The sequence below is a fragment of the Mycobacterium syngnathidarum genome (assembly GCF_001942625.1).
GTDB classification, from domain to species: domain Bacteria; phylum Actinomycetota; class Actinomycetes; order Mycobacteriales; family Mycobacteriaceae; genus Mycobacterium; species Mycobacterium syngnathidarum.
This window is the reverse complement of the sequence record NZ_MLCL01000076.1, coordinates 104,739-124,136: the sequence shown is the minus strand read 5'-3', so window position 1 is coordinate 124,136 and position 19,398 is coordinate 104,739. Positions and strand designations below refer to the sequence as shown.

15 protein-coding genes are annotated in these 19,398 nt (G+C 62.5%); 13 read left to right on the top strand and 2 right to left on the bottom strand.

The window, feature by feature from the left end; all coding sequences use genetic code 11:
- Window positions 1-174 precede the first annotated feature (174 nt).
- The 9 genes from BKG60_RS31765 (at window position 175) to BKG60_RS20975 (ending at window position 12,941) form a co-directional block, all read left to right on the top strand.
- Window positions 175-1,086 (top strand): hypothetical protein, encoded by a 912-nt coding sequence (locus BKG60_RS31765; protein WP_070945765.1) that lies wholly within the window; start codon window positions 175-177, stop codon window positions 1,084-1,086.
- A 61-nt stretch (window positions 1,087-1,147) separates the two neighbouring features.
- Window positions 1,148-1,882 (top strand): hypothetical protein, encoded by a 735-nt coding sequence (locus BKG60_RS21010; RefSeq protein ID WP_070945764.1) that lies wholly within the window; start codon window positions 1,148-1,150, stop codon window positions 1,880-1,882.
- Between the two features lie 496 nt (window positions 1,883-2,378).
- Window positions 2,379-2,789, top strand: coding sequence for an MmpS family transport accessory protein (locus BKG60_RS21005; RefSeq protein WP_083284560.1), 411 nt, complete (start codon window positions 2,379-2,381; stop codon window positions 2,787-2,789).
- Complete coding sequence (locus BKG60_RS21000; RefSeq protein ID WP_070189404.1) at window positions 2,786-5,686, top strand: MMPL/RND family transporter; 2,901 nt, start codon at window positions 2,786-2,788, stop codon at window positions 5,684-5,686. The genes BKG60_RS21005 and BKG60_RS21000 overlap by 4 nt, the downstream gene beginning before the upstream one ends.
- A gap of 40 nt (window positions 5,687-5,726) precedes the next feature.
- Window positions 5,727-8,594 carry an MMPL/RND family transporter gene (locus BKG60_RS20995; protein WP_070945763.1) on the top strand — a complete coding sequence of 956 codons (2,868 nt, stop codon included), beginning with the start codon at window positions 5,727-5,729 and terminating at the stop codon, window positions 8,592-8,594.
- 99 nt (window positions 8,595-8,693) lie between these two features.
- The gene (locus BKG60_RS20990) at window positions 8,694-9,032 is read left to right on the top strand and encodes a hemophore-related protein (RefSeq protein WP_070945762.1); all 339 of its coding nucleotides are present in this window, start codon (window positions 8,694-8,696) and stop codon (window positions 9,030-9,032) included.
- Between the two features lie 151 nt (window positions 9,033-9,183).
- Window positions 9,184-10,161, top strand: coding sequence for a sulfotransferase family protein (locus tag BKG60_RS20985; protein ID WP_374243246.1), 978 nt, complete (start codon window positions 9,184-9,186; stop codon window positions 10,159-10,161).
- A complete protein-coding gene (locus BKG60_RS20980) occupies window positions 10,161-11,546 on the top strand; it encodes a hypothetical protein (protein WP_070945761.1) in 1,386 nt (461 codons plus the stop codon). Before BKG60_RS20985 ends, BKG60_RS20980 begins: the two co-directional genes overlap by 1 nt.
- Before the next feature lie 108 nt (window positions 11,547-11,654).
- Entirely contained in the window at window positions 11,655-12,941 is a 1,287-nt protein-coding gene (locus tag BKG60_RS20975; RefSeq protein ID WP_070945760.1) for a glycosyltransferase, read from the top strand.
- 65 nt (window positions 12,942-13,006) lie between these two features.
- On the opposite strand, the gene BKG60_RS20970 is transcribed toward BKG60_RS20975, so the two are convergent.
- On the bottom strand, window positions 13,007-13,762 hold the full coding sequence (locus BKG60_RS20970; protein WP_083284554.1) for a GAP family protein: 756 nt from the start codon (window positions 13,760-13,762) through the stop codon (window positions 13,007-13,009).
- A gap of 442 nt (window positions 13,763-14,204) precedes the next feature.
- Here BKG60_RS20970 and BKG60_RS20965 point away from each other — a divergent pair, with 442 nt between their 5' ends.
- Window positions 14,205-15,485 (top strand): glycosyltransferase, encoded by a 1,281-nt coding sequence (locus tag BKG60_RS20965; RefSeq protein ID WP_070189469.1) that lies wholly within the window; start codon window positions 14,205-14,207, stop codon window positions 15,483-15,485.
- Window positions 15,486-15,542: 57 nt separating this feature from the next.
- Entirely contained in the window at window positions 15,543-16,310 is a 768-nt protein-coding gene (locus BKG60_RS20960; protein ID WP_070189470.1) for a class I SAM-dependent methyltransferase, read from the top strand.
- 38 nt (window positions 16,311-16,348) lie between these two features.
- Here the strand turns inward: BKG60_RS20960 and BKG60_RS20955 are convergent, their stop codons facing one another.
- A complete protein-coding gene (locus tag BKG60_RS20955; protein ID WP_278247927.1) occupies window positions 16,349-17,125 on the bottom strand; it encodes a GAP family protein in 777 nt (258 codons plus the stop codon).
- A 276-nt stretch (window positions 17,126-17,401) separates the two neighbouring features.
- Here BKG60_RS20955 and BKG60_RS20950 point away from each other — a divergent pair, with 276 nt between their 5' ends.
- A complete protein-coding gene (locus BKG60_RS20950) occupies window positions 17,402-18,313 on the top strand; it encodes a class I SAM-dependent methyltransferase (protein WP_070945759.1) in 912 nt (303 codons plus the stop codon).
- 242 nt (window positions 18,314-18,555) lie between these two features.
- Window positions 18,556-19,395 (top strand): TylF/MycF/NovP-related O-methyltransferase, encoded by an 840-nt coding sequence (locus BKG60_RS20945; RefSeq protein ID WP_070189411.1) that lies wholly within the window; start codon window positions 18,556-18,558, stop codon window positions 19,393-19,395.
- Window positions 19,396-19,398: the final 3 nt, after the last annotated feature.

Below are 19,398 nucleotides of genomic sequence, written 5' to 3'. Positions count from 1 at the left end.
ACGCGGCCGCTATTTCGAATCATGGTCCAGCAAATCCGACGGAACGTCGGTATGCCACAATGGGAACCTGTTCCAGTGCGCGCGGATATTCCGCGAAATCTTCTGGGGGGCTCATTCGTGGACCGGTCATGGGTGCGTAACACCGCAGCTGGCTGTGCAATCGCTTGCGGGGCCATGGTCGCTGGGCCGGGCATGCTCGGCACCGGGGTGGCTTCAGCGCATTTGTTCGGTGTCGATATACACGACCTCTTCGACCACAAGAAGAAGAACAAAAAGTCCCACGCCGTGGCCAATGTGGGCCCGCAGCGTGGCGGTGGAGTCAAGAATTCCGGTGGCGGCCTCGGAGGGCAGAACGCGGCCCAGAGCACCAAGCCCGAAGCGAAGATCGGGACCACGAGGACCACCAAGATCTCGACCGGTCAGACCGCCACCAGCGTGGGCGGCGCCGAGGCTCCAGGGGCCGCGGCGCGCACGGGAACGTTCGCCGAATCACCGCAGTCGTCCAGCGCCGGCACCAGCGTGGGACCGGCTCCGTCGGCGGTCCTGTCGGGCAGCGCCGGTCAGGTATCCACGGGAGTCATGGCCGGCGGCGGCGGAGGCGGGGCCGCGGGCGCCCCGACCAACGGAAACCTCGGCCGGGCCCCGAACCTCGCGCCCGTGCCAACGGCCCCGAGCAGCCGCACGATCGTCATCCGGTCGACCCCGCCCAAGGCTCCCGTCACGCCGGCTGCTCCGATCGCACCGGCGCCGGCCCCCGTGGCGGTCCCTCCCGCGCCGGTCGTCGCCGTCCCGGTGCCCGTGGCACCGCCGGTGGCGGCACCGCCTGCGGCTCCCGGCCGGGGCCGGCCCGAGCCGTCGGAACCCCCAGCAGCGCAGCCGCATTCGATGCCTGCGGTGCCAGAGTCGTTCCGGCTGGGATACGCCGATTATCTGCGCACCGCCAGCACGAGCGACCTGTTGTTCGCCGTGCTCCCCGGACTTGCCGGCATGCTCTTGATGACAGCGGCCGGTGGAGCGGTCGGCGTCCGGCAGGCGCGTGCCGCCCAGACACTGCCGTCACCTCAGATCGCCCGGTTCTTGCCATAGCGGCACGGTGATGACGCGCGGGGAGCATGACCGCAGACGTTCTGCTGCCTCGGTCTATCGGATGAGTCCGCTGGTTTGGGCGTTCGTCGCTGCGGCCATCGTGTCGGTGGCCGGGGGAGTGCTGTTGGTCGCTGGTTGGGGTCGCGGAGAATTGTCGGGCTCGCTCTGGGGGCCGGTGACGGCTCCGTTGCTTCTGGCGACAGGTTTCGGGCTCGTCGCATATCAGGAAGCCAAGGCGGTGAAGCCCGAACGCGAAGCGCCAGAGCCGGCCGGCGCCGTTGCCGAGGTGCACAATCCGCTGGGCATCGTGTTCTGGTTGTCCGCCGCGCTGGCGCTGGTCGTCGTTGCCGTGGTGGCCTCGAGCGTGACGAGATTCGTGCGCAGGGCGATCCGTGCCGGTGGTATCGACAAGCTCGATACCACCGGACTCGCTGCGATCGGTATGACGGTGTTGACTGCGATGGCTTTGCTGGCCACCGTGCTGGCGGCTGTCGCAATGCCCGTTCGAATCATCCGCTCGTACGGGCGCACCCACCTTTGGCTGTCGCACGAAGGGATCGGCTACTCGCCTTCGGCTGCCGACGACCCGGGCTTCCGGCCGTGGGACAGCGTCACGGCTGTCACTCATTCTTCCCGAGACTTCCGCGGCGTCGTCTACAGCCACGCGTGGACGATCCGCACCGGCAACCCGGGTTGGCAAACCACCGTGGTGTACCCCGCAGGGGCGGTGCCCCGGCCCCGGGCGATTCGTCAGGCGATAGCCGACCTCGCCCCGGCCACCGTTGAGGTGGTCTGACCACGGTAGTGGGTAGCCACGAGTGGGTTTACAACCGCTTGATCGGATGGATTCATCGTGGCATGCTGCGTCCTGCCGGCCGTCCGCAGCAATGGCGCACTCCATGGTCCTTTCATAGCGGGTCCACATCCAGTTCCTACATTTCGGCGGTGTGAGGAAGGTTCGGCAGTACCGGATCGGGGCTGCCATCGGCGGTGATGGTTGGTGTGCCAGCGCAAGCGCCCTTGCGGTGATTGTCAAGGCGTCTAACCGATTCCGATGAACTACGTCGTTTGCGACAAATTGACGGACGGGCATGGTTTACTCTTCGGGATCGGGTGCGCTCCTTGCGGCCATCGCACGTTTGCGGGGCTTCGCGGACGGTCAAACCCGGAGTGCGGCCCGTGGGCCGGGCTCGTTTGGCCGCACCCGATCACAAATGCATGTTTGCGCACCACGCAAGGTGTCGGCACGGAGACAGTCGGAGGAGCTCGCGATTTTCAGGATCCTGAAGCGGCTGTGGATTCCGCTTGTACTGGTGATGGTGGGAGTCGCGGGCGGGTTCACCGTGTCGCGACTGCACGGTGTCTTCGGCAGTCAGAGTCGCCCCACCTATACGAGTGCAGAACGTGAGGAGAAGCGGCCTCACGACCCCAAGCACCTGGTGTACGAGGTGTTCGGTCCGCCGGGGACAGTCGCGACGATCAGCTATTTCGATGCCGATGCTGAGCCACAACTGGTCAAGGATGCGACACTGCCATGGTCGGTGGAGTTCCCGATTTCCGAGGCGACGGCGATGGGAAACGTCACGGCGCAGGGCAACACCGACAGCATCGGGTGCCGCATCCTGGTCGGCGATGAAGTCAAAGACGAGAAGGTTCGGCAAGGGGTCAGCGCCTTTACCTTCTGCGTGCTGAAGGCCGCATGAGTACCGACAGCGAACCCGCCACGGAGCCGTTGCCGGTGAGCGCACCACCGCCGTTCGTCGCGCGGATGGTCCGTCGACTGTCGGTGCCGATCATTCTGGCGTGGTTGGCCATCACCGTCCTGTTGAGCGTGGCCGTTCCCTCGCTCGAGCAGGTGGAGAAAGACCATGCGGTCGCGATGGATCCCACCGCTGCTCCCTCGTTCGAGGCGATGCAGCGGATGGGTGAGCTGTTCGGCGAGTCAGGTTCCAACGCCGTCGCGATGATCGTGCTGGAGGGCGACCAACCCCTCGGTGACGAGGCACACGGCTATTACGACGACATAGTTCGTCAGTTGGAGGCCGACCCAACCCATGTGCAGCACGTCCAAGATTTCTGGGGCGATCCGCTGACTCAGGGTGCGGCCCAGAGCGTCGACGGCAAGGCCACCTATGCGCAAGTGACCTTGACTGCAAACAAGGAGATCTCGGCGATCAAATCGCTGGAGGCGATGCGAGCGATCGTCGAGCGGGTACCAGCGCCTCCGGGAATCAACGCCTACGTCACCGGACCGGCAGCGTTCGCAGCGGATCTCGGCCCCGCCGGCAACAGAACGGTCGCGCTGGTCACCTCATTGAGCCTCACAGTGATCTTCGTGATGCTGTTGCTCGTCTATCGGTCGATCATCTCTGTCGTTCTCATGCTGGTGGTCGTCGGCATCGAATTGACGGTGGCCCGAGGGGTGGTCGCGTTCCTTGGCAGTCTCGGAGTCATCGGAATCACGACGTTCGTCGTCAACCTGCTGGTAGCACTGGCGATCGCGGCAGGCACGGATTACGGAATCTTCTTCACCGGTCGGTATCAGGAGGCGAGGCAGGCCGGGGAGGACAAGGAAGCGGCTTTCTACACGACTTTCCGCAGTGTCTCAAAGGTGGTCGTAGGGTCCGGTTTGACGATTGCCGGGGCGATTCTGTGTTTGCATTTCACCCGGCTACCGGTATACCAAACTCTCGGCGTTCCAACCGCTGTGGGCATGGTCGCCGCAGTCGCGGTTGCGGTCACGCTCGTTCCCGCGGTCATCGCGGCAGGCAGCCGCTTCGGATTGTTCGAACCCAAGCGGAAGATCGCGGTACGTCGATGGCGGAAGGTCGGCACCGCGGTCGTGCGATGGCCCGGGCCCATACTCGTTGCCACATGCGCGGTTTCGCTGATCGGACTGTTGGCGCTTCCCGCCTACAAGCCCAGTTACAACGACCAGAAGTACATTCCGCAAGACATTCCGGCCAATGTGGGTTACGCGGCGGCCACCCGACATTTCCCGCAGTCGTTGATGATGGCGCCTGACATTCTGTTGGTCGAGGCCGACCACGACATGCGGAATCCAGTCGACTTTCTGGTGCTGAACAAGCTGGCCAAGGGAGTGCTGTCGGTCCCCGGCGTCTCGACGGTCCAGGCGCCGACTCGCCCCGGCGGTGAGCCGCTCAAGCACTCGACGATCCCGTACATGCTGAGCATGAGCAACGCGTCTCAAACGCATCTGATGCCGTTCCAGAAGAATCGCATGGACGATCTGCTGGTCCAGGCCGAGGACATGCAGAAAACGATCGCCATCGTGAAGCGCATGCAGGCCTTGACCGAAGAGATGGTCAGCACCACGCACCGGATGGTCGCCGATACGCACGAGCTGCAGGAGACAACTAATCTACTGCGCGACCACGTCGCGAACTTCGACGATTTCTTCAGACCGATCCGCAACTATTTCTATTGGGAGCCGCACTGTTACACGATTCCGATCTGTTCGTCTATCAGGTCGGTGTTCGACACCCTCGACGGCATTGACCAGATCACGGTCAAAATGGTTGACCTGGTTGCCAATCTGGATCGACTCGACGCGATCCTGCCGCAACTGGCAGAGCAGTTTCCGGTGATGATCTCGACCATGGAATCCACCCGGACCATGATGCTGACGATGCACAGCACCATGTCCGGGATCATGGAGCAAATGGAGGAGACCTCCGACAACGCTACCGCGATGGGCAAGGCATTCGACGCCGCCCAGAACGACGACTCCTTCTATCTCGCTCCAGAAGTATTCGAGAACAAGGACTTTCAACGCGTCATGGACATCTTCCTGTCTCCGGATGGGAAGGCCGCCCGCATGCTCATCTCGCAACGGGGCGACCCGGCGACCACCGAGGGGATGTCGCTGGTCGGCCCGATTGAAACCGCCGCCGAAGAAGCGCTCAAAGGCACACCTCTGCAGAATGCCAAGATCTCTCTCACGGGTACCGCGGCGTCTGTCAAAGACCTGGTCGAAGCGTCCACCTACGATCTCCTGATCGCTGCGGTCGCAGCCCTGTGCCTGATTTTCGGCATCATGCTGATCGTCACGCGGAGTTTGATCGCCGCGATGGTGATCGTTGGCACGGTGGCACTTTCGTTGGGGGCAGCGTTCGGGCTCTCGGTGCTCATCTGGCAGCACATCCTCGGCATGCCATTGAACTGGGTAGTTCTGGCGATGTCCGTGATCGTTCTGTTGGCTGTCGGTTCTGACTACAACCTGCTGTTGGTGTCGCGGATGAAGGAGGAGATCGGGGCCGGGATCAATACGGGCATCATCCGGGCGATGGGCGGCAGTGGCAAGGTGGTTACCGCTGCCGGCCTGGTGTTCGCGTTCACCATGCTCGCCATGGTGGTCAGCGACCTCGTCACCATCGGTCAGCTGGGCGCCACCATCGGTGTCGGGTTGCTGTTCGACACGCTGGTGGTACGTGCCTTCATGACGCCGGCGATCGCCGCTCTGCTCGGGCGGTGGTTCTGGTGGCCACAGCAGGTGCATCCACGCCCTCTCAGTGCCTCACGTCGGACGGCCGGACGCGCCCAGCTTGTCCGCTCCATCCTGCAGAGGGAAGAGCGCTGACCGGCATGAAAACGTCTTCCTTTCGTGCGGTGAAGGCCGTATGAGCAGTCGGCAGCCAGACGGCCGACCAGCGTTGATCGCTCGGGTGATCTATCGGCTGGCGGTGCCGATCATTCTCGGCTGGCTGATGATCACCGCCGTAGTCAGCTTCGCAGTTCCTTCGCTGGAACAAGTCGGGCGCGAAAGCTCTGTATCGCTTGTCCCCAAAGACGCGCCGTCGTTTCGGGCCATGCAGCGAATGGGCCAGGTGTTCAAGGAATCCGATTCCGACAGCGTCGCGATGATCGTCTTGGAGGGCGAGCAACCTCTCGGCGAAGACACACACGGCTATTACGACGCGCTGATCCGCAAGTTGCGAGCCGACACCACACATGTGCAGCACGTCCAGGATTACTGGGGAGACTCACTGACCGCGGCTGGCGTCGAAAGTGCCGACGCTCTGAGTACCTATGTCCAGGTGAATCTCGCAGGTAACCAAGGCCAAGCCCTGGCGAACGAATCCGTCGAGGCTGTCCGCGACATCGTGGCAGGCACGCCTGCGCCGCCTGGGGTCAGTGCGTACGTCACTGGTCCGGCACCGCTGATGACGGATATGAACCACGCCGGTGATACGTCGATCATCAGAATCACTCTGGTCACCCTGGTGGTGATCTTCACGATGCTGCTGTTCGTGTACCGCTCGATCATCACTGTCGTTCTCTTGCTGATCATGGTCGGCATCCAGGTGCAGGCAGCCAGGGGAGTAGTCGCGTTCCTGGGAGACCAGGATTTCATCGGGCTGTCGACCTTCGCGGTCAATCTGCTGGTGTCGCTGGGGATCGCGGTCGGAACGGACTACGGAATATTCTTCGTCGGGCGCTACCACGAGGCACGCCAGGCCGGCGAGGATCGCCAAACCGCGTTCTACACCACCTATGCCAGCGTAGCCAAAGTCGTTGTGGCATCGGGTTTGACCATTGCCGGAGCTCTCTACTGTCTGAGTTTCACCCGCTTGCCGTATTTCGAGACGATGGGCATACCATCGGCCGTCGGCATGGCGGTCGCGGTCGCCGTGGCCGTCACGCTGGTCCCGGCTGTCATCGCCGTCGGCGGCAGGTTCGGGCTTTTCGAACCCAAGCGGAAGCTGATGGTCCGTAGGTGGCGTGGTGTGGGCACCGCGGTGGTCCGATGGCCGGTGCCGATTCTGGCGGCGGCGTGTGCGGTGGCGTTCGTCGGGCTGCTGGCTCTGCCCGGATACCAGACCAGCTACGACGACCGACTGTATGTCCCCCAAGACATTCCGGCCAATCTCGGCTACACGGCCGCGGAGCGACATTTTCCCGAGTCGCGAATGACGCCCGACATCTTGATGCTCGAGGCAGACCACGACATGCGCAATCCGACGGACTTTCTGGTACTCCACAAACTGGCCAAGAATGTCTTCGCCGTACCGGGAATTGCCACGGTCCAGAGCATCACCCGTCCCGAGGGGAGCCCGATCGAGCGTACGTCGATCCCCTTTCAGATCAGCCTGCAGAGCGCAGGCCTGCTCCAGATCGTGCCGTTCGCCAAAGCCCGCATGGATGACATGTTGAAGCAGGCCGACGACATGCAGAAGATGATCACGCAGATGCAGGGGACCTACAACCTGATGAAGCTGATCGGCTCGATCACTCACAACACAGTGCTGTTGACGGGCGAAACAGCTGAACTCACCGACCAGTTGATGGCGACCGTCGCGAGCTTCGACGACTTCTACCGGCCGCTCCGCAACTACCTGTACTGGGAACCACACTGCTACGACATTCCGGTCTGCTTCGCCATCCGATCGGTATTCGATGCGCTCGACGGAACGGACAAGCTCAGCCTCCAGTTGCACAAACTGCTCGACAACCTGGTGCGGGTCGACGGGTTACAGGCGCAACTCGTCACGCAACTGCCGCCGATGATCGACATCATGAAGTCGATGCGGACCATGATGCTGACGATGCACAGCACCATGTCCGGGATGATCGCGATCATGGACGAGACGACCTCGAACGCTACCGCGCTGGGCCAGATCTACGACGGCGCCCAGAATGACGACTCGTTCTATCTGCCTCCGGAAGTGTTCGAGAACAAGGACTTCCAACGTGCGATGAGCCTGTTTTTCTCACCGGATGGCAAGGCAGTGCGGCTGATTCTGACCCACCGGGGTGATCCCGGAACACCTGAGGGCATCGCGCGGGTCGATGCCGTGCGGACGGCCGCCGAAGAAGCGATCAAGGTGACCCCGCTGGAGAACGCATCGATCCACCTGGCAGGCACCGCGGCGACATACAAAGATCTGCGTGACGGGTCCAAATTCGACCTCTTGATCGCGGGCGTCGCCGCGCTGTGCCTGATTTTCGGCATCATGCTGATCGTGACGCGGAGTCTGATCGCCGCGTTGGTGATCGTTGGCACGGTGGCACTTTCGTTGGGGGCGGCGTTCGGACTCTCGGTGCTCCTCTGGCAGCACATCCTCGGCATCGAATTGCACTGGCTCGTTCTGGCGATGTCCGTGATCGTTCTGCTGGCCGTCGGTTCTGACTACAACCTGCTGTTGGTGTCGCGGATGAAGGAGGAGGTCGGGGCCGGGATCAATACGGGCATCATCCGGGCGATGGGCGGCACCGGCAAGGTGGTGACGTCTGCCGGCCTGGTGTTCGCGTTCACCATGTTGTCGATGGTGGTCAGTGACTTACGCATCATCGGGCAAGTCGGGTCCACCATTGGGCTGGGGTTGCTCTTCGACACTCTGGTGGTACGTGCATTCATGACGCCGGCGATCGCGGCACTGCTCGGGCGGTGGTTCTGGTGGCCGCTGAGGGTCCGACAGCGGCCGTCCAGTGCGGTTCTGGGGCCTGCGACACTGCCGGCCGGCCCACTGGTCAAGCAGGACGTGTGATTTCGTGTCATGGCCGACCTGTGGAATTTATGGATGTAATCCGGCCGGGCCGATTACAGTCGGAATGGTCGGGAGCAATGGTAGGGAGGAAGTTTGCATATGTTCCGTCCGTCCTTGACCGGGTTGGCCGTCGGAGTGGGAGGGCTGGCCGTGTCGCTGACCGCTGGGGTCGGTATCGCATCCGCAGGGCCCAACCTGGATTCCGCGATCAACACGACGTGTACGTACCCGCAGTTGGTAGCGGCGCTCGATGCGCAGGATCCCCAAGTCCGCATGGCATTCGACCAATCGCCGATATTGCAACGCGGCTTACGTCAATTCCTCGCTGACACACCGGATAAGCGCGCTCGGACGGCCCAGGATGTCGCGAATGCTCCGCTGTTCCAGCCGTACCTCGGCTCGATTGAGCAAGCCTTCAATACCTGTAACAACTTCTGATCCTGGAGGCGCCGAGTGGTAGCCGGGTTTCGCCCGATAGGGATGCGCTAGTGTCGAGAGTATCTGCGGTGAAGTGCGATTCGCAGCAATCGCAACCCGACGGATACGTTGCTGACGTAAGCCGCCCAATTTCGGACCCACCGTTGGCGGAGTGGTGCTTGTGAACCGAGCCTCAAGCGGCGAGGTTGCTGCTCGCCCGGTCGCGCTGTTCGTGTTGGGTGTGCCCCGATCTGGAACGTCGGCGGTTACCCGAGTTCTCTCCCTGTGCGGAGCGCGGCTCCCCGCCGGGCTGTCGGGTGCCGATCCGCGAAACCCCCGTGGATACTGGGAGCCACGTGCGTCGCTGCATCTCAACAACACGATTCTGCGCAGCCACGGCAGTGCCGTGTTCGACGCCTCACTGCGCTTGCAGGAGGAAGGGGGGTTTGATGCAGACGAGAAGGCAGCCTGCATCAACAAAATCGGGCAGTTTCTCGCTACGTTGCCGTCCGCGCCTCTTGTACTCATCAAAGATCTTCAGATAACGCTGCTGTCCAGTTTGTGGTTCGAGGCCGCGCGGATGGCGGGCTTTGACATCGCTGTGGTGAACATGGTGCGTCCGCCGCAGGAAGTCATCGCCTCCGGTGCGGCGGACTTCCTGACGTTGCCGGAGCTCGGAAGCGCACTTTGGCTGAAGTTCAATCTGTTGGCCGAGAGGGACACACGCGGTCTGCCGCGCGTGTTCGTCGAATACGCAAACCTTCTCGATGATTGGCGTCGGGAGGTGAAGCGGATCTCCCTAGCCCTTGGTATCGATCTGGATACGCGCGATGAGGCGGCGATCGAGGAGTTTCTGACACCGGATCTACATCGTCAGCGCCAGAGTGAGCCGGTGCAGGAAACGTTCGGCACGGACTGGATTTCTGTCGTCTATGAGACGCTCCACGCGGCTGCGCTCGACGAATCTTGGGACCAGAGCGCGCTGGACCGCGTCTATGCCGAATACCGGGCGAGCGAACAAGGTTTTCGAAAGGTCTTCGAGAATTCCTTCCGCTTGCACAAACTCAATCGATTCATCCGGCCATCCCTGCTGAAGTTGCGTTACGAGGTCGTTGCGATGGCTCACCGGCGCCGGGGGACTTGGGCCTGATGAGAACCCGCGGCGCGTCCAAACGGTCTGCATCACTGGATAATCGGCTCGCATTGGCAGACGAGGCACTACTGGCGGAACATCACGCCGCCGGGATGAACGTCGTCATACAGGTCACGTGGTTGTATGAGGGTCCTGTCGATCTCGAAGGGTTGCGGCGGTTTCACCACTTTCTCGGTCGTGGACTGTTGGGCCGCCGCATCGAGCGTCCTGCGCTGTCGGTTGCCCGCCACCGGTGGGTGCTGGATCGTGGACCGTCAGACCTTGACGTCGCCGAGTCGAGCCGTCCGCGAAGTGAATTGAGTCACTGGGTCGCTGAACGTTCGCAAATCACCGTCAATGCGGAGTCGGGTCCGAGCTGGCACCTCGGTGTGGTCACCCTCGACGACGGCTCGACGGCGGTCAGCCTGGTACTTTCGCACAACTTGATCGATGGCCTCGGGTTGGCGCTCGTCATCATCGAAGGGGTCCTGGGCAGAACTCGGGATCTCGGATACCCGCAACCGCAGTCGCGCACACGACTGCGCGCGTTGGGGCAGGATATTCGGCAAACATCCCGGGATGTGCCCAACGTGGCGCGGGCCCTGGTCGCGGCGATCAAATCGGCCCGGAAACAGACTCGCACTGCAGTTGACGATCGCCGTCGACCGGCGCCGCAGCCCGTTCCCGCCAAGGCATTCGGTGCCGATGACGTTGTCCTGGTGCCGGCACTGACGATATTCGTCGATCTGGATGACTGGGATGCCCGAGCAGAAGCTCTCGGCGGAGGGAGCCACACGCTGGCCGCGGCGTTCGCGGCCAAATTCGGGGAAGGTATCGGGCGGGTACGCGCGAAAGATGGCGTCGTCACTCTCCAGATCCCGATCAGCGACCGTACTTCCGAGGACGACACCCGCGCCATGGCGTTGTCGTATGCGCGGGTTGCCGTCGATCCGGCACAGGCCACCACGGATCTGCGCGACATTCGAGCTGCCGTCAAACAGACGCTGAGGAGCTTGAAAGAGTCCCAGGACGAGTCCGAGCAATTGCTGTGGCTGCCTTCGTTCGTGCCGAACCGGATGCTCAGGCAGATGGTGGCCCGCGCACCGGCGGATCCCGACCAGCCTGTGTTCGCTTCGTATCTCGGCGATCTGAGCCCATTGATCAGTCAGGCCGATGGAACCACAGCCGCCTTCGCCAACGCACGCACGACGGGGCAACGGGAATCGCGGCAGTTCCTCGAACGAACAGGCGGCCGCGCCGTCATTCTCTCCGGACGCATCAGCGGCAAGATCTTCATCAGTGTCGGTGCCTATCAGCCCGGAGCGGAGAACACCGTCTGCGCGTTGCGTGAACTGGCAGAAAAAACCCTGACCGAGTTTGGCCTAACTGGGGAAATCCACTGACGCGCGCGTTAACGCATGGGTAGCCTTGGCGTTTCGACCCCCGGACATTCAGTGCTTCAGCGTTGTTCGTAAACCGGTCGACCGGAGATCTCTGTCGAAAGATGCGCTATGAAATTGGTGCTCGCGAGCTATGGAACTCGTGGCGACGTGGAACCGTGCGTCGCGGTCGGTTGCGAGCTGTTGCGTCGGGGGCACGACGTGCGTTTGGCGGTGTCACCGGACCTGGTGGACTTCGCCGAGGCAGCAGGCCTGCCGACGGTCCCGTATGGGCCGGATACTGCGGTGTGGTCGGATGCGCACCGAGACTTCTGGATTCGATTCTTCGGCAACTTCTGGAAGGTGCGCGAACTTGCCGGACTGTGGCGTGAGATGCGGGAGATCGGAGAGTCTGTAGTCGGTTTCTGGGAGGAAATCTCTACCACGCTGAAGTCGCTGGCGGACGGGGCGGACTTGCTGATCACTTTTCTGAATTTCGAGCCGCCTGCCGTGAATGTTGCTGAGTATTACCGCATTCCGTTGGCGACTGTTCACGTCTCACCGGTGCGGCCCAATGGCCGGATGCTCGGATTCCTGCCGCCTGTGTTGGGGCGGGGTGTGCTGATGGTCTACGAGTGGGTGAATTGGCGTGGGGTGAAGAAGTTCGACGATGCTCAACGCCGTCAGCTGGGTCTGCCGAAGGCCGCTGTCTCCTCGCCGCGGCGGATCGCTGAACGTGGATCACTCGAGATCCAAGCCTACGATCAGGTCTGCTTTCCCGGATTGGCCGGCGAATGGGCGAAATGGAATGGTCAACGGCCCTTCGTCGGAGCATTGACGATGGAACTGACAACGGTGGGCGACCACGACGTGGCCGCCTGGATTGCGGCCGGAACACCGCCCATCTTCTTCAGCTTTGGCAGCACACCGGTCAAATCGCCCTCGGACACGCTCGCCATGATCGATACGGCCTGTAGGGAGCTGGGGGAGCGGGCGTTGGTGTGTGCCGGCTCGAGCGAGTTCGGCCCGACCTCTGACTCGGGCCGGGTCAAGGTCGTGGACACGGTGAATTTTGCGGCCGTCTTCCCAGCTTGCCGGGCGCTGGTGCACCACGGCGGTATGGGCACGATGTCAGCGGGGCTGCGGGCCGGAGTGCCGATGCTGGTGTATTGGACCGCGCTCGATCAGGGACTCTGGGCAGCTCGGGTAAAGCAGTTGAAAGTTGGTTTGGGCCGGCGTATCTCGACAGTTACCAGCGACTCGCTGGTCGCAGACCTGCGCACGATTCTCGATCCGAAATATGCCGCTCGGGCCGGCGAGGTCGCTACGCAGATGACCACACCTGACGAAAGCGTCGCCAGCACCGCAGATCTTCTGGAACGGTTTGCCGTCCAAGGCTTCTTGACTGACGCAGGTTAGCCGTGCGGGTCCCATATCGGAGCCGCTGGGCATCCGATCCGTTCGAATAGCCGACCACCACCACCTCAGATGACGCCCAAGCCCCTCACTATCTGTAGTAGGCCGATCATCACAAATATGCCGATCATTATCTGGCGGCGGTTTGCCAGCGCCCAGTCGTGCACTGGTTGCAGCACCGCCTGGGTCCGTACCGGTGCGACCAAATGGCTCACCACGGCAACTTCGAAAACCGCGAACATCGCGACAACGAACAGGATGACGGCGATGATCTGCGTTCCCGTCGAGGCCCCGGAGGAGACCACGGTCGTCGCCACGAACAGGACCAACGGGAATCCAGGCAAGAATCCCATTCCGCAGACTAACGCGACCCATAAAGCGCCACTGTCCCAGGCTCTTTGAAGACGTCCGAACAGCCGTCGAATGGCTGATCCGCCCTCGGCCGTCTCTTCGATACCGGCGAACGGTGACGAGATCGGGGCCGGCCTCTCCGATTCCAGCACCTGGCTGGCGCCGCTGCCGCTCAGTGCTTGCGCGTGTGCTCGGCGGCGCACCCAGAAGCGCACCGCGATCAGCGCAGCAACCGACAATACGAGAACGCCCATGCCGAGTTGTATGTGCCGGGTCGCGGTCCCCGCGCCCGGAGCCTGAGGACTGAACATAGGCGCGCGGTGCAGCATCATCACTGGGATTACCAGTGCCGGAATATTGGTCGTGAGACAGCCGATCCAACAGACGAGCAGGTTTTGCACCGGACGTGGGCGGGAGATCACCAGGAGGATGAGGGCGAGCAGAGCGGGATTGACCGCCATCAGAACCGCCATCCCGAGTAGTGAGCCCCACACGGCCCGGGACACTACCCGCTGGTTGTTTGCATTTTGCAGCTTTCGCAACTCTGGTGATCTTGATCTGACTTCTTCGTGCGTGCGCGCCGTGGGTGCTCGGGTTGCACCGCCACTGTTCGTTGCTGAGAGTGGTTGCTGTCATTGCAGTTTGATCTTCGAACCGAGTGGCCTGGCGATGTTGCCGACCGGCCGGCCGGGACGCATCCTCGGACAATTCGGAGCGGCCGGACGTCCTCCACGGGCCTGGAGACGGTGCGCGTGCACGGCTGATGGATGTATTTCGGCTCGCCGTCAGACCTTGCGCACGTTCCTCGTGATCCGCCTGCACGGTTTTGGACCGGAACCGGCGGGGGATCGGGATAATGACCGATGTCTCTGGGCGTCCATGGGCGCGACGATCGAAAGGCGCGAGGTCTCCGCGATGAAATTTGTACTGGCTTTCTACGGGACTCGCGGTGACGTCGAGCCGGGTGTCGCGGTCGGCCGCGAGTTGCTGCGCCGGGGACACGAGGTACGGATGGCCGTCTCGCCTGATCTGGTTGAGTTCGTCGAGGCGGCCGGGCCGGCAGCCATACCCTGCGGGCCGGACGTGCGCGTGTGGCAAGACCTGAACCGTGACTTCTGGGCTCGCTTCCTGCGCAAGTTCTGGAAGAACTTCTGGAGGGTCAGGGATCTGGCCGGCCTGTTGCGCGAGGAATGGCATCTGTTTGACCAGTACTGGCAGGAGGTGAGCAAGACGCTGATGTCATTGGCGGACGGCGCCGATCTACTTTTCACCGGCGTGATCGGCGAGGAGGCAGCCGGTAATGTCGCGGAGGCTCTCGACATCCCGTTCGCCATGCTGCACGTGTTCCCGCTGCGGCCCAACGGTCAGCTCGTCCCGTCCTTACCGCCCCGGTTGGCTCGCGCGATGATGAGAGCGTCAGAGTGGCTCAGTTGGCCCATGATGAAACGGCTTGAGGATCCGCAGCGTAGAGAGCTGGGCCTGCCGAAGGCCAGTGGCCCCTCCGCATGGAGAGTGGCCGAGCGGGGCTCGCTGGAAATCCAAGCCTACGACGAGATTTACTTTCCCGGGCTGGCTGCCGAATGGTCTGAGTGGGACGGCCAGCGGCCCTTTGTCGGTGCGTTGACAATGGAGTTGCCGACCGATACCGATGACGAGATCGCTTCTTGGATCGCCGCCGGATCACCACCGATCTGCTTCGGGTTTGGCAGCATGCCGGTCGATTCGGCCGCTGACACGCTCGAGATGGTCAGTGCTGCCACCGCGGAGTTGGGTGAACGAGCACTGATCTGTGCCGGCGCGAGCGACTTCAGCGGTGTCGCACATCCCGACCATGTCAAAGTGGTGAACACCATGAATTATTCGGCCGCGTTCCCCGCCTGCCGCGCCGTCGTGCACCACGGTGGTGCAGGTACCACCGCTGCGGGCCTCCGCGCCGGCGTCCCTACCCTGGTCCTCTCGACGGATCTGGACCAGACGCTGTGGGGAGCTCGCATCAAACGGCTGAAAGTCGGTACCACCCGGCGCCTTTCGGCCACTACACGAAAGTCGTTGGTGTCCGACCTGCGGACGATTCTCGAACCGCAATTTGCGGCTCGTGCCCGCGAAGTAGCAGTTCAGATGACCAATCCCGCCGAAAGTGTTGCGGCGACCGCGGACTTGCTGGAGAAGTTCGCCCATCTCAGGCGAGTGGGCTGATCACCTACTCCGATGAGTTTGCGACTTCGGGTCGGATCACGACCGTGATGATCCATGATGGTCCACGTGGCTAGCAGAACCTGCGACATTGCGGAGATGCCCCGGGGCGGACCAGACGCTTCCTGGCTGGATCGGCGATTGCAGACCGATCGGCTGGAGTATCTGGATCGCGACGACGTCGACGACCTGAAACGTAAGGTCATGGATTCACTCGACCGCGCCGGTCGGCGTCGGCGAATTGGCATCCACGACAAGTGCGCACGGATGGCGCTTCGTGAGGTGGCGGACGTGCCCTCGCCGAGGATCCTCGAACTCGGTGCCGGCCTCGGTGGCTTGTCGCGCAAGTTACTGGCCAAGCATCCGACCGCGCAGGTGACAGTCACCGATATCGAGCCCGCCTTTGTCGCGGGTATGGAAGCGGGCGACCTCGGCAACCACCCGCGCGCGACGGTACGGGAAATGGATGCCACCGAAATCGACGCGCCGGAAGGCTATTACGACTTGGCGGTGTTCGCGTTGTCCTTGCACCACCTTCCTCCTGAGCTAGCTGCCCGTGTGTTCGCTGCAGGTACCCGGGCCGCCAAGAAGCTGCTGATCGTCGACCTGCCCAGGCCGCCGGCACCCCTGCACGTTGCGTTGTTGGCAGCGGTGTTGCCGTTCGTCGGAATCTCGCCGCTGCAACACGATGGATTCATAAGTTCGCTTCGTGCGTACAGTCCGTCGGCTCTGCGTGCGCTTGGCCGACATGCCGATCCGGCCATCACTGTCGAGTTCCGGACCCGGCGCGGACTCGGCCCCACGGTGGCGGTCGCCAGTCGCGCCTGACCCGGTGAGGACCGGGCGAGTCGGCGACTGCCTGCCGGTCAGATGCTGTTCACACCCTTGGCGATGAGCATTGCGCCGGCCAGGACGCACATGGCCACCAGAATCTTTCGATGGTGTGCCCAGGCCCAGTCGTGTAGCCGCTGCACGACTGCCTCGGTTTTCGCAGGCGCGGCCAGGTAGCTGATCAGAACGACCTCGACCACGGCGAGCATACCGACGACGAACGCAATGGTCGCGGTGATCTGCGTGCCGACCGCAGCTCCCGAGACGACGACGATCGCAAGCAGGAACAGGGCCACGTCGGGGGGTGCCCCGGCAAATGAAAAGCCGATGACATAGGAGACCCATAGGGAGCCGTCTTCCCACGCGTCGTGGCCGCGCCGCAACAACCGCCGGAAAATCGACCCGCCCTCTGCAGGCGTCTCCCGAGCTCGGGCAAGGAGTCGCGAGACCGGCGTCGACGTATCCGGGTCCGACACCAGGGTCGACATGCCGGTCTTCGGAGTCGTCACCTCCGCCCGTCGGCGCACCCAGAAGTGCACGGTCAGCATCGTGGCGGTCATCAGCGCGACCGAGCCCATGACTATTTGAATGTAACCGCCCGTGGAACTGCGGGCCCAGGATTCCGCGGTGGACTTGAACATGGGTGTGAGGTGCAGCAGTGTCAGCGGGAACACCAATGTGGGTATGCATGCCGTGACGCATCCGGCGCCGAACATCAGGAGGTTCTGCACGGGGCGTGGCCGTGAGATCACGAGCAAGGTGATGCCAAGGCGCATGGGGTCGAGGCCTACCAGAACCCCTAGCGCAAGCACCGAACCCCACACCGCCGAAACACTACTAGCTTGCTCCGGTCTGTCAGCTCTTTTGGGGCTCCAGTTGCCGCGCGAGCTCTCGCGTACCAAAGTCGGCGTGCCAGAGCTAACTTCGTCCACGTGCCGATTCCGCTGCCATCACGTTTTCGGCCCGCCTGGCCTCCGCAAACGCTATGCTTCGCCGGTGGTGTTGAGGTTGGACGAGTGAACACGGTCACCAGAGATTGCCGACTATGTGGCTCGATCGGTCCTCATCAGGCGATTGAAGTCCGCGAGATGATGTTCGGCACTCGTGAAGCTTTCGAGTATTTCGTTTGCACTGCATGTGACACGCTGCAGATCCTCGACGCGCTGGAGGGCGAAGACCTCATGCGCCATTACCCGCCCACCTACTACTCGCACAGTGCGTCGGCTCAACCCAGCGCGTTCCGATGGCTGGTGGGCCAACATGATTCGAATAAGCTGCATGGCGGCGGTAACCGAATGCTCAGTGCCCTCATCGGGACACGGCTGTCCGAAGGCGTCTTCCGTGTTCTTCTCGGCGGAGACGTCGTCAGCATGCTGGCTCAACTTGAGGTTGAGCGTGACGCACGAATCTTGGATGTAGGGTGTGGCACCGGTGCACTGCTTGATCGCCTGAGCAGGATTGGATTCAACAATCTGCTCGGTGCCGATCCGTTCATCGAGGCCGACGGCCGGTCTTACGAGGGCGTGTCCTTGATGAAGCGGGATCTGAGCGCCGTCGACGGCACATTCGACTTGCTGATGTTCAACCATTCCCTCGAACATGTTCCAGACCCGGTCGCGACGCTGAAGGTCGCCTACGAAAAGCTCGCGGTCGGAGGAATGTGCCTGGCGCGGGTGCCGACGACCTCGTCGGAAGCTTGGACCACCTACGGAGCCGATTGGGTGCAGGCCGACGCGCCCCGGCACATGGTCATACCGTCACGTCGGGGGATGGCGACGGCCGCACGGCGGGCCGGATTACAAGTGGTCGGGATGTTCGACGATTCGAATTTGGGTCAGTTCCTCGGCAGCGAAGCCTATCGACGTGACGTGGCGGTCACCGACCCCAAGATTCTCCGCATGTTCGGACCCAAGCAGCTGTGGGAGTGGGAGAAACGCGCGTTATCGCTCAACAGCCAACAGCGCGGCGACCAGACCGGGTTTGTCCTGCGGGCGATGTGATGCATCAGATGCCTGGAATTGGCTCTGCCACAATCAATCTGATTGCTTGCACAAAGTGAACCGGCCAGCTGGGCCCCCTCAACTGTTGGCTGTAACCCATCATGGATCTTGGTGCACGGAGCGAGCAGCACGAGGCGAGTCAACTATTGAATCTGAATCGACCAACCAGCCCGAGTCCATGCCTGTTCGAGGCTAGAGTCATCGAAACTGTCTGGACTACACGCCTTGGGGGCCCGTTTCACGTGACCGACCTCGATGTTCGATCTCTGTACCTCGACCTGATGCGGGGCAACCTCACCAGGTACGGGATGCACGAGCGACTGCCTGCGCAGTGGACACTGCGGCGCCGCCTCTATTTCAAGACACTCAATCGCATGATGGTCCGCGGCGGAGCACATCGGCTCGCACGCGCCACTCCGAACGAGAATCGCAGCACGGTCGCTAAACACAAGCGAGACTTGGGGATCGATTGGCCGGCCGAGGCCGAGACGATGATCGGAATGCAGAGACTCACGAGTCTTCAACATTGCGTCGAGACCGTGTTGGCTGAGGACATACCCGGCGACCTCATCGAATGTGGAGTGTGGCGGGGCGGGGCCTGCATCCTGATGCGTGCCGTACTGGCAGCCTATGGCGACGAGACGCGAAGTGTCTGGGTGGCGGATTCGTTCGAGGGCCTGCCACCTGCGGATCCCGCGAACTACAAGGCGGACAAAGGACTCAAGACCCAGAGCCTTGCCGGAATCCTCGGCGTGCCCGAAACGGAGGTCAGAGCCAACTTCCAGCGCTACGGACTGCTAGATGATCAGGTCCGTTTTCTGCCTGGTTGGTTCAAGGACACCCTGCATGATGCGCCGATCGAGCGTATCGCCGTGCTGCGGATCGATGGCGATCTGTATGAATCCACCATCCAAGCGCTCGAGGCGCTCTACCCGCGATTGTCCCCCGGGGGTTTCTGCATCATCGATGACTACCACGACCTCAAGCCGTGCCGGGAAGCCGTGACCGACTACCGGACCGAGCATCAGATCTCCGCCGAGATCGTCGACATAGACGGGACTGCTGTGCTGTGGCGCAAGTAGTGC

Excerpts from the sequence above, each read along its gene's own strand:
- BKG60_RS31765 (WP_070945765.1), top strand. The coding sequence starts at position 175 with ATGGTCGCTGGGCCGGGCATGCTCGGCACCGGGGTGGCTTCAGCGCAT.
- BKG60_RS21010 (WP_070945764.1), top strand. The coding sequence starts at position 1,148 with ATGAGTCCGCTGGTTTGGGCGTTCGTCGCTGCGGCCATCGTGTCGGTG.
- BKG60_RS21000 (WP_070189404.1), top strand. The coding sequence starts at position 2,786 with ATGAGTACCGACAGCGAACCCGCCACGGAGCCGTTGCCGGTGAGCGCA.
- BKG60_RS20995 (WP_070945763.1), top strand. The coding sequence starts at position 5,727 with ATGAGCAGTCGGCAGCCAGACGGCCGACCAGCGTTGATCGCTCGGGTG.
- BKG60_RS20990 (WP_070945762.1), top strand. The coding sequence starts at position 8,694 with ATGTTCCGTCCGTCCTTGACCGGGTTGGCCGTCGGAGTGGGAGGGCTG.
- BKG60_RS20980 (WP_070945761.1), top strand. The coding sequence starts at position 10,161 with ATGAGAACCCGCGGCGCGTCCAAACGGTCTGCATCACTGGATAATCGG.
- BKG60_RS20975 (WP_070945760.1), top strand. The coding sequence starts at position 11,655 with ATGAAATTGGTGCTCGCGAGCTATGGAACTCGTGGCGACGTGGAACCG.
- BKG60_RS20970 (WP_083284554.1), bottom strand. The coding sequence starts at position 13,762 with ATGGCGGTTCTGATGGCGGTCAATCCCGCTCTGCTCGCCCTCATCCTC.
- BKG60_RS20965 (WP_070189469.1), top strand. The coding sequence starts at position 14,205 with ATGAAATTTGTACTGGCTTTCTACGGGACTCGCGGTGACGTCGAGCCG.
- BKG60_RS20960 (WP_070189470.1), top strand. The coding sequence starts at position 15,543 with ATGGTCCACGTGGCTAGCAGAACCTGCGACATTGCGGAGATGCCCCGG.
- BKG60_RS20950 (WP_070945759.1), top strand. The coding sequence starts at position 17,402 with ATGATGTTCGGCACTCGTGAAGCTTTCGAGTATTTCGTTTGCACTGCA.